Annotated in this window: 1 protein-coding gene; it reads right to left on the reverse strand. The window is 59.1% G+C overall.

Annotated features, from left to right (window positions below):
* Positions 1–3: 3 nt before the first annotated feature.
* Entirely contained in the window at positions 4–966 is a 963-nt protein-coding gene (locus tag OKB81_RS20515; protein WP_041215707.1) for an IS1595 family transposase, read from the reverse strand.
* Positions 967–1,033: the final 67 nt, after the last annotated feature.

The raw sequence follows: 1,033 nt of genomic DNA on the forward strand, positions 1-1,033 counted from the left end.
AGGCTATGTCCCAATTACGTGTTGCATCGGGTGCCCTAGCGCCTCATGCAAACACATCTTGGTATTTACCTCCCTGCCGTAACGTTCCAGCATCCTGCGCCAGCCCAGATAATTCCTCAGGTAGTGGGTTGCGACTCCATGGAATCGTTCCATCCACTCCTTCAACCGCCGGTGATATCCGTTCACATGCTGGATGTGGTATGCCCCAATGACTCGCTCACCTCGACGGTTGTACACCACCTGATGTGTTATGCCCCGCGCTTGGCTGAAACTGGCATACACCCCTGCACCATCACTGCAGAGCACTGCATCGGGCGCGATGAGTGGCTGCAACACCGCTTTCACCGTCTGCGCATCCAGCCTTTCCAGCTGAAAGTCGGCTTGATGGCCCGCCCTGTCCTGCACCACCATCACCGGGATGTAATCCCGCCCGGTCCCCCGGGTACGCCCTTTCCCGCCACGATGTCTTGCCGGACGAGGCAACCCTCGCTGCCCCTTGAACGATTCGAGGAAGAAGGTTTCATCCACTTCAACAATGCCTTCTTCCCGTGTTGCCTGGTGGTTTGCCATCGCCTTCAGGAAGCGGTGACGCCACAAGAAGGCGGTGTTCTTGCAAACACCGCAGCGGACGGCGGCCTGGCGGACAGTGAGCCCGTCGATGAGAGCCTGGGCGTAGTCCTCCCAATGCTCAGCCTTACGTAATCTGGCCAAAGGCGTCTTGGTGAGGAGGGAGCTGGTTCGCCGACACTGCTTACAACGGTAACGACGCAGCCCACGGCTCCAGCCCCAGGGGGCCAGCTGGGTGGCATCCGCCTGGCAGTGGGGACAGCCGCAGCATGTGGGTAACTGGGCATGGAGGGACGTAATCGGGTGTGGAGCGGCGAGCTCATGCTGAGCGACACGGCGCTGACGCAGAGTAAGTAATGGAAAGAGGGACAACAGGTGTTGGAAGGCTGGCGTATCCATGATGAAGGTCCTCGCGGTGATGACCTACTTCCAGATTAGCCTTCCAACACATAATTGGGACAGCGCC

Origin of the sequence: Aeromonas sp. QDB56, assembly GCF_027705505.1 — a bacterium.
GTDB classification, from domain to species: domain Bacteria; phylum Pseudomonadota; class Gammaproteobacteria; order Enterobacterales; family Aeromonadaceae; genus Aeromonas; species Aeromonas caviae.

Coding starts and splice junctions, on each gene's coding strand:
- OKB81_RS20515 (WP_041215707.1), bottom strand. CDS start 966: ATGGATACGCCAGCCTTCCAACACCTGTTGTCCCTCTTTCCATTACTT.